8 protein-coding genes are annotated in these 7,190 nt (G+C 51.0%); 4 read left to right on the top strand and 4 right to left on the bottom strand.

Annotation, left to right across the window (positions count from 1 at the left end; translation table 11 throughout):
• Both M1B34_RS14940 and M1B34_RS14935 read left to right on the top strand, forming a co-directional pair.
• A partial coding sequence (locus M1B34_RS14940; protein WP_268265528.1) for a DNA adenine methylase occupies positions 1 to 751 on the top strand: 751 nt, incomplete at its 5' end.
• A gap of 65 nt (positions 752 to 816) precedes the next feature.
• Positions 817 to 1,407 carry a hypothetical protein gene (locus M1B34_RS14935; RefSeq protein ID WP_268265527.1) on the top strand — a complete coding sequence of 197 codons (591 nt, stop codon included), beginning with the start codon at positions 817 to 819 and terminating at the stop codon, positions 1,405 to 1,407.
• Between the two features lie 729 nt (positions 1,408 to 2,136).
• Here M1B34_RS14935 and M1B34_RS14925 read toward each other — a convergent pair.
• The 3 genes from M1B34_RS14925 to M1B34_RS14915 are packed head-to-tail and all read right to left on the bottom strand — an operon-like array spanning position 2,137 to position 4,158.
• A complete protein-coding gene (locus M1B34_RS14925; RefSeq protein WP_268265526.1) occupies positions 2,137 to 2,775 on the bottom strand; it encodes a hypothetical protein in 639 nt (212 codons plus the stop codon).
• Positions 2,753 to 3,121 (bottom strand): STAS-like domain-containing protein, encoded by a 369-nt coding sequence (locus tag M1B34_RS14920; RefSeq protein ID WP_268265525.1) that lies wholly within the window; start codon positions 3,119 to 3,121, stop codon positions 2,753 to 2,755. The genes M1B34_RS14925 and M1B34_RS14920 overlap by 23 nt, the downstream gene beginning before the upstream one ends.
• Entirely contained in the window at positions 3,118 to 4,158 is a 1,041-nt protein-coding gene (locus M1B34_RS14915) for a hypothetical protein (protein WP_268265524.1), read from the bottom strand. The genes M1B34_RS14920 and M1B34_RS14915 overlap by 4 nt, the downstream gene beginning before the upstream one ends.
• Positions 4,159 to 4,618: 460 nt before the next feature.
• Here M1B34_RS14915 and M1B34_RS14910 point away from each other — a divergent pair, with 460 nt between their 5' ends.
• Positions 4,619 to 5,044: a LexA family protein gene (locus tag M1B34_RS14910; RefSeq protein WP_268265523.1), complete on the top strand. Its 426-nt coding sequence runs from the start codon at positions 4,619 to 4,621 to the stop codon at positions 5,042 to 5,044.
• On the top strand, positions 5,037 to 6,314 hold the full coding sequence (umuC, locus tag M1B34_RS14905; protein ID WP_268265522.1) for a translesion error-prone DNA polymerase V subunit UmuC: 1,278 nt from the start codon (positions 5,037 to 5,039) through the stop codon (positions 6,312 to 6,314). The genes M1B34_RS14910 and umuC overlap by 8 nt, the downstream gene beginning before the upstream one ends.
• A 248-nt stretch (positions 6,315 to 6,562) precedes the next feature.
• On the opposite strand, the gene M1B34_RS14900 is transcribed toward umuC, so the two are convergent.
• Positions 6,563 to 7,123 carry a hypothetical protein gene (locus M1B34_RS14900; RefSeq protein WP_268265521.1) on the bottom strand — a complete coding sequence of 187 codons (561 nt, stop codon included), beginning with the start codon at positions 7,121 to 7,123 and terminating at the stop codon, positions 6,563 to 6,565.
• Positions 7,124 to 7,190: the final 67 nt, after the last annotated feature.

The following is a 7,190-nucleotide window of genomic DNA, read 5'->3' as shown; positions in this document are numbered from 1 at the left end:
CGACCGCCTCATTCCTCTCTTCCCTCCCCACGAATGCTACGTCGAGGTCTTTGCCGGTGGTGCCGCGCTGTACTTCATGCGGCCCCAAGCTGCGCCCGTCGAGGTACTCAACGACATCAACGGCGACCTGGTGACCCTTTATCGAGTGGTGCAGAATCACCTGGAAGAGTTTGTGCGCCAGTTCAAATGGGCGCTCAGCTCGCGCCAAGTGTTTGAGTGGCAGAAGATGACCCGCCCCGAAACCCTCACTGACATCCAGCGCGCCGCCCGATTCTTCTACCTGCAGCACCATGCCTTCGCCGGCAAGGTCACCGGGCAGTCGTTTGGTACCGCGACCACCGCACCGGCAATCAACCTGCTGCGGATCGAGGAAAACCTCTCGGCCGCCTGGCAGCGTTTGTCAGGGACCTACGTGGAAAACCTCTCATGGTTGGAGTGCGCCGAGCGCTACGACCGCGGCCATACCTTTCACTACATGGACCCACCTTACTGGCAGACCGCCGGTTACGGAGTGGATTTCCCATTCGAAAACTACGAGCGGATGGCCGACTTCATGCGCCGCTGTAAGGGCAAGGTTATGGTCAGTATCAATGACCACCCGGACATCCGGCGGGCCTTCGACGGCTTCCACTTCGAGTGCCTGGACATCCGCTACACCATCGCCAACCAGCGCCATGGCAAGGCAGAAGTTGCCGGCGAGCTGGTGATCATGAACTGGACTCCTGCACAATTAGGTGGGCTGTTGTTCTGATTTGATTGAGTCTGCGGTCTTGGTTTGCTGGGCCGCAGGTCTTAGTTCGTTCCCGGGAGTGTGACATGCAACTTGAGTGGTCAGCGTTTAAGAGTTTGGTTTGGGGGTGGGTCTCGGATCCAGCGGCGCCCGCATGGATCCAGGCTGTCGGGGCATTACTTGCTTTGGCCGTAGCCATATATGTATCCCGGCGTTCAATAGAACATGCGGGCCTCCTCAGGCAAAAAACTATTTTCTCTATAGCCGAGGCTGCCTATGAATACGTGCGCGAGGTTCGGGCGGCCATTGAGTTGATTGACGAGGAAGCAGGCAGCAACGCAACTTTATGGGACGCGTATCACGCAGAGGTTACGGCTGGTCTAGTTAGAGCCCTTCAGGGCGTGCCAGTGCACGAGCTTGCTTCGGGACGTCAGGTTTCAGCAGTGCTTGGGCTGACGTTGCACCTGGTGCTGCTGGGGAAGGCGGCAGAAAAGCTGCTCGTTGCACCATCATTGTTACCTGGGGTTGCCGATCAGTTGGAAGAGTTGGAGGGGGATCGCAATGCGCGTCGGGACCTTCTAAGTTCGATAACGAAAGTTCAGAAGTTGAATGCGATGAAGCAGTTAGAAAAAATTGATGAACACTACAATGTGCTGAAAAATACGCTTTCCAAGTAAGAGGTACTTTAGGTGGTGAGTGGCGCAATTAGTTCTTTGCCTTGGTTGCGCTCATTACCAACTGCGTTATTTACTCTACACCATTCGAACATCTCGGCCGGTTCGCCTAGATTGAGCGCAATTTGTTCAGCATGAGCGCTGGGCATATCAGCCGCAATCCATTCCTGGGCAAGTTCTGGCGATAGCACCATCGGCCGGCGGTCGATGCCGGCGAGCTGGCTGATATGCTGGAGTTCACAGAGTCGGCTAAGTGGTGGGCGCTGACGGTGTAGGAGGGCGAGGACAGCCTTTAGCCAGGCCCCTAGGTGCTGGGCTCAGTGGCGGTTGGCATGGGGCAAAATGGGGTAGGCCGCACGCCATTCCATGCTAAGTAATGCCCATTGGTTGCGTCAGCGCCGGTATGCAAAAAGGCCCTCAAGCCCTCATCTCAGGGGCTTGAGGGCTTTTGTCGTTAATACCCGCGCACAATCGGCGCATGGAAGATTTTTGACCTTTGCTTGTGCAGCGATAAGCGCGCTGTCCTAGTGGTTGCCGATTTGCTCAAGCGCGCTGATGATCAAGCGGGAGACTTGGTGGCAGTTGTTGATCAAAGCCGGGGATAGGGCTGTGCGAGCCGGCTATGATTGCCTGGGGAGGGGAAGAGAGGTTGCGGGTGTAGAAAAAAGATGCCCGACTCTGGTCCGGGCACATGTGCTATTCAAGACATTGACTTATTGTGACTGAAAGGCGTTAGCCGTCTGAAAGCGGAATAAGTCTTAACGTATAAACTACCATATATGCCAAAAATAGATATGCTGTTAGGATCATTATCCATTCTGATTTACGATCTATGAATTTTACAAGGCCGCCAATTATAAATTGCTGCTCGATCGCTTGTTTTATTAGAGCTACGGTCTTGGTGATAAAGTTACCTCTGAACAAATTGCTGAACTCAAGTTCAAGCGCTGACTCTAATTCGCTGGATGTATCCCTTATGCTCTCAATAATAGTAGAGCTTGGAGCCTGCCTAGAAAATATTGAGCTTTCAAAGTTTTCTAGCATTATTGAGTCTACAAAATTAGAGTATTCAGAGATGTATGATGAATTTCTAATCCTAAGATAGCTTAGATGTTCACTTAACCTACTTTCCATCATTACTATTTTTGTTTCAAGGTTGAAGTTTCGACGCGCAGAAGTGTGATAGCTAATCGCTTCATTTTGCAGGGAGTTGATATCTTCGAAGATTTTAGTAAGCGCGGTTCGAATTTCCTTTCTTTCTTCACGTCTATTATTCTGCCAGTTTACTATGAGCCACCCTATGATTACCAAAGCCCAAGTAACGGGATAGAACCAAATTGGAGTTCCGTTACCTTGGTTCGTATCTGCCATCAATCATGCTCCGTATGAATGATCTCTTTTTCGATTTGTCTTTGCCCCGAGCCTCGTGTATATAACTCTTTATCCGCTGGATTAGGTTAAAGTCACGGGAATCAAAAACAATTAAAGACTCAACTAACTCCGGAGGATATTTTCTGGCTATGCCACCAAATGCCTCCTCCAGAAAAGATGACCCATAGCCTCGCGCACCATCCAAGTAAACCACAATTTTTTCGTGGTTTTTCATGCGAGGCTCAAGAAATTTTTCTCGAAATAGCTCACCGCTATAAGGGCCGTCGCTTTTATACCTTCCGGCTGGATGCTTGGAGAAGTCATCAGCCAAATGTATCTCACTCATGATCTGGCCTCGCCATTTAAGGGCATCTGCCAATAAATTATTGTACCGTTTGTAGACAATTTAAAGTCGCCGTAAGTTTCCTTTTCGTCTTTTATTTGATACCAACCCCTGTTGCTTTGCAATATCGCCACGCTTCCTTTGCTAGCGAGAACTGTTTCTACGATTTGCGTCAATCCTTTTCCCCGATTGTGCTTTCTGGTACGAGTTTTGCTGTGTCGTATTGCCCCCTTGATGAGACGAGCATCGCCAAGTTTGTGCATACCGAATCTTGAAAGGACGAGATACCACTTTCTCCATCCGTCATCGTCACTGTAGGGCAAAGATCCTGGGATACCCACTCCTAAATCACAAAAAACTACTGAGAGCATCCCATCCTTTTCTTGGGAAAACATCCACCATGGCTTGTATGCCTTTGAGGATGCTATTCCATCCGCCCTTCGAGCTATATAGGCATGATGGTGAGCATTAGTCATTGCTTCTGTTAATCCAGCATAAAGCTCCTGTTGTAGCGCGGGCGTGATTGCACCATCATATTTTCCCAGAATCACATCATATTTTTCACCAGTAACATTTTGGCCTTTCGCGACACGCCAGTTAATAACATCGGCAAGCTCGCAGCTAGCGATGGGGACTTTTTTTCCAATTCTTGTATAGAATCCAATCTGCTGTAAGACAAGAGAGGCTTTCTTGTTTAGGGGGATGGTAGAGCGGACATTTAGTCTGGGGAATAAATCTAGTAGACGATCAATTTCTGCAAAAAAGAGAATGGTGCCACTTGCCATTAGTTTCTGTGTTTTAGAAAAGTCAATTAGTATTGAGCGGCAGCCCGACCTCACAGATAATCTAATTGCCTCAATAAATTTTATAAGGCGATCCCTAGGTTCATTGAATGCGCAAAAAATGCTTGGAGCATGGTGAACTACAGTTTTTGATTGCCGTTTTGATTTTGTAGCTGGGGCAGCTCTTACGATCTTGCACAGCGCATATCTATGACGTCGCAGGGCTATGACCTTGTAGTCAATAGGTAGCTTTTTCATTACACGTCTTCCCTGTCGCATGAATGTGGCTAAGTTTTTTGATGTCTATTGATAGTGCTTCTACGGGCCTGTATGAGCCCCCACCAAAAAAAACAAAGGTTGTGATCTCAATCGTAGGCCTCATGGTAATATTAAAACGCCAGTCGCTCAAACACAGCCACAAAACGCAGAGTACTACGAAGCTAGGGCAGAAGACTCGCTTGCGATTGGATGACACCCGCTTGGCCAGCTTGCGGCGGATCGATGGGGCGACGTTGTACCGGCTGATTGGCTCGGCGTCGTATCCACTGAACAGTTCGATCTGAGGGCTCAGTTCCTCGATGTAGATCGCCATCCCCTCGATTTGCACGAATCGTCCGCACATACGTCACCCACCGATCAGATTTCTCTTACCTAAAATTGACCGCATGCCTTGCATAAAGTTAACTGTATATTCGTACAGTGTAGGAAGTCGTGCGTCATGAGCTACTCAATTTTAGGTCGTCTTACGGAGGGTGGCGCTAAGCTGCCTCTCTGCTCCTTCAAGGTGCCTGCCGGGTTTCCTTCTCCCGCTGCTGATCACATCGAGCAGCAGATTTCCCTGGATGAGGTATTGAACATCCGGGCTCCGCACGTCTACCTGGTGTCGATCATCGGGGAGAGCATGCAGGGCGCCGGCATCTATGAGGGCGATCTGGTGGTGGTCGACCGTTCGATTGAGCCGGTGCATGGTCACATCGTCGTGGCGCTGCTGAACAATGACCCAGTCTGCAAGCGGCTGTGCATCCGGGGAAAGGAAGTAATCCTGCTTTCGGAGAACCCCAAGTACCCGCCGCGGTACGTGCTGGAAGGGGATGATTTATCCATCTGGGGCGTGATCACCGGCAGCGTGCGCAGCCATGTCTAAGTCCTTACCCGTGTTCGCCCTGATCGACTGCAACAGCTTCTACGCCAGTTGCGAGCGGGTGTTCCGCCCGGATCTCGCCAAAGTGCCCATTGTGGTTCTGTCCAACAATGACGGCTGCGTGATTGCCCGTAGTTACGATGCAAAGCCCTTTGTGAAAATGGGCGAGCCGTACTTCCAGATCAAGCACAAGCTCCGGGAGCACGGCATTGTTTCGTTCTCCTCGAACTACGCGCTTTACGGTGACATGAGCGAACGAGTGATGGCCTTGATCGAGGCGATGGTGCCGGCGGTCGAGGTGTATAGCATCGACGAAGCCTTCGCAGATCTCACCGGTATCGATGGATTGGACGGGCTCGGCCGGCAGATTCGTGCCCAGGTGCTGCGTTGTACCGGCATCCCGGTGGGTGTTGGGATTGCACGCACCAAGACCCTGGCCAAGCTGGCCAACCACACGGCCAAGCGCCTGCAGGTTCAGACTGGTGGAGTGGTAAACATCTGTGATTCGAGCAAGCGCGATTGGGTGCTGCGCAACACCGATGTGGCCGACGTCTGGGGCGTAGGCCGGCGAATGAAGGTGCACCTGGATGCAATGGGCATCAAGACAGCCATGGATCTGGCCAAGGCTGATGCTTGGTCGTTGCGCAAAAACTTCAGCGTGGTGATCGAGAAGACGGCCCGGGAGCTGGCTGGCACCCCGTGCCTGGAGCTGGATGAGCCCGATCCGCCCAAGCAGGAGATCTGCTGCAGTCGGATGTTCGGCAAGCGCCTCAAGGACCTGGCGCCGATCAAGGAGGCCGTGGCCACCTATATGATGCGGGCCTCGGAAAAGCTGAGGGCTCAGAAATCACTCTGCAAAAAAATCCGCGTGAGCATCCGCACCGGCATGTTCAACCCGGAGGAGGTCAAGTATGCCAAGGGTGTGGTGGTGGACCTACCCTATCCAACCGATGACGTTCGGCTGCTGACTAAAGCCGCGGTGGATGCGCTCGACCACGTGTATCGGCCGGGCTTCAATTACAGCAAGGCGGAAGTGATGCTGCTGAACCTTTGCCAGCCCGGCGAGTACACCGATGACCTCTTCGCCACATCCCAGCCGGCCGAGGCAACGAGGGTGATGGCGGTGCTTGACCAGATCAATGGGCGTTGGGGCAGGGGGACGCTTCGTTCGGCCAGTGTGCCGTGTAATCCAGATTGGGGGATGCGGCGGGAGATGATGAGCCAGAGTTACACGACCAAGCTTGATCAGCTTTGGAAGGTGGCCTGCAATTAGGCGCGTGTGTCTGTTTTTGTTCGTAGGTGGCCTGAAAAAACTAAAACAGACACCTTAACAGACACCTGATTGAAGCGAGGTAGGCTGGAGGCCTTGAAAATAGTGGGGCGGGTAAAGGGAATCGAACCCTCGTTATCAGCATGGGAAGACGTATCCGGCTACTTACAACCCAAAGGTGTCTCTCACCATTAGCTACGTATCACAGATTGGAAATTTCTGTCTGGGCCTTCAAAGCATCTCCCTCTCCTTTAAGCCTCAGTTGCTATATCAGCAATCAAAATCATATCTTCGATCCAGGCCGAAAGCGCATATAAATCGGTATCAGTGGTTCGCCAGAAAACAGAGCTCACCGGATGCCTAAGCTTGTTGGACTTATAAAGACTTGCTAGGCCAATAACATCATTATGTGTTTCTTTGTTTAAGTGCGCTATGGCGTTTCGCACTTTCTGTAAGTGCTTCGGCCCTAATAGACCGCCACCAAAAGATGCCGTTATGTTCGCGTGATTTGATAATTGGCAAAGAGCAGATAATGAAATGATTTTATCAATGTCCCCCCACGTAGGCTCGTACCTCAGGGTTGAGTTAAGGCCGTTCGTGGAAATTTTGTTAGGGCGGGATAACATTGTAGAGATATAGGAAATTCGTTCTTCGCTTACAGGTTGTAAATTGTTGGCGGCAGCAATCTGGACGCCATTTTTTGTATGGCAACCCATGCAGCATTTAAAAAAATATTCACGGGAAAATCTATTCCATGCTTGCCAAACATAATCTACAAGACCATTCAGAAAGAAAATTTCTTCATTCGACATAGCCTTATTTGCCAGTCTATAGTTACTTCGAAAGCTTTCGTCCGCCCACGAAAGCCTACGCTCCAAG

It is taken from the genome of Pseudomonas morbosilactucae, from assembly GCF_023241715.1.
Lineage (GTDB): Bacteria > Pseudomonadota > Gammaproteobacteria > Pseudomonadales > Pseudomonadaceae > Aquipseudomonas > Aquipseudomonas morbosilactucae.
This window is presented reverse-complemented; position numbering and strand designations above follow the sequence as displayed.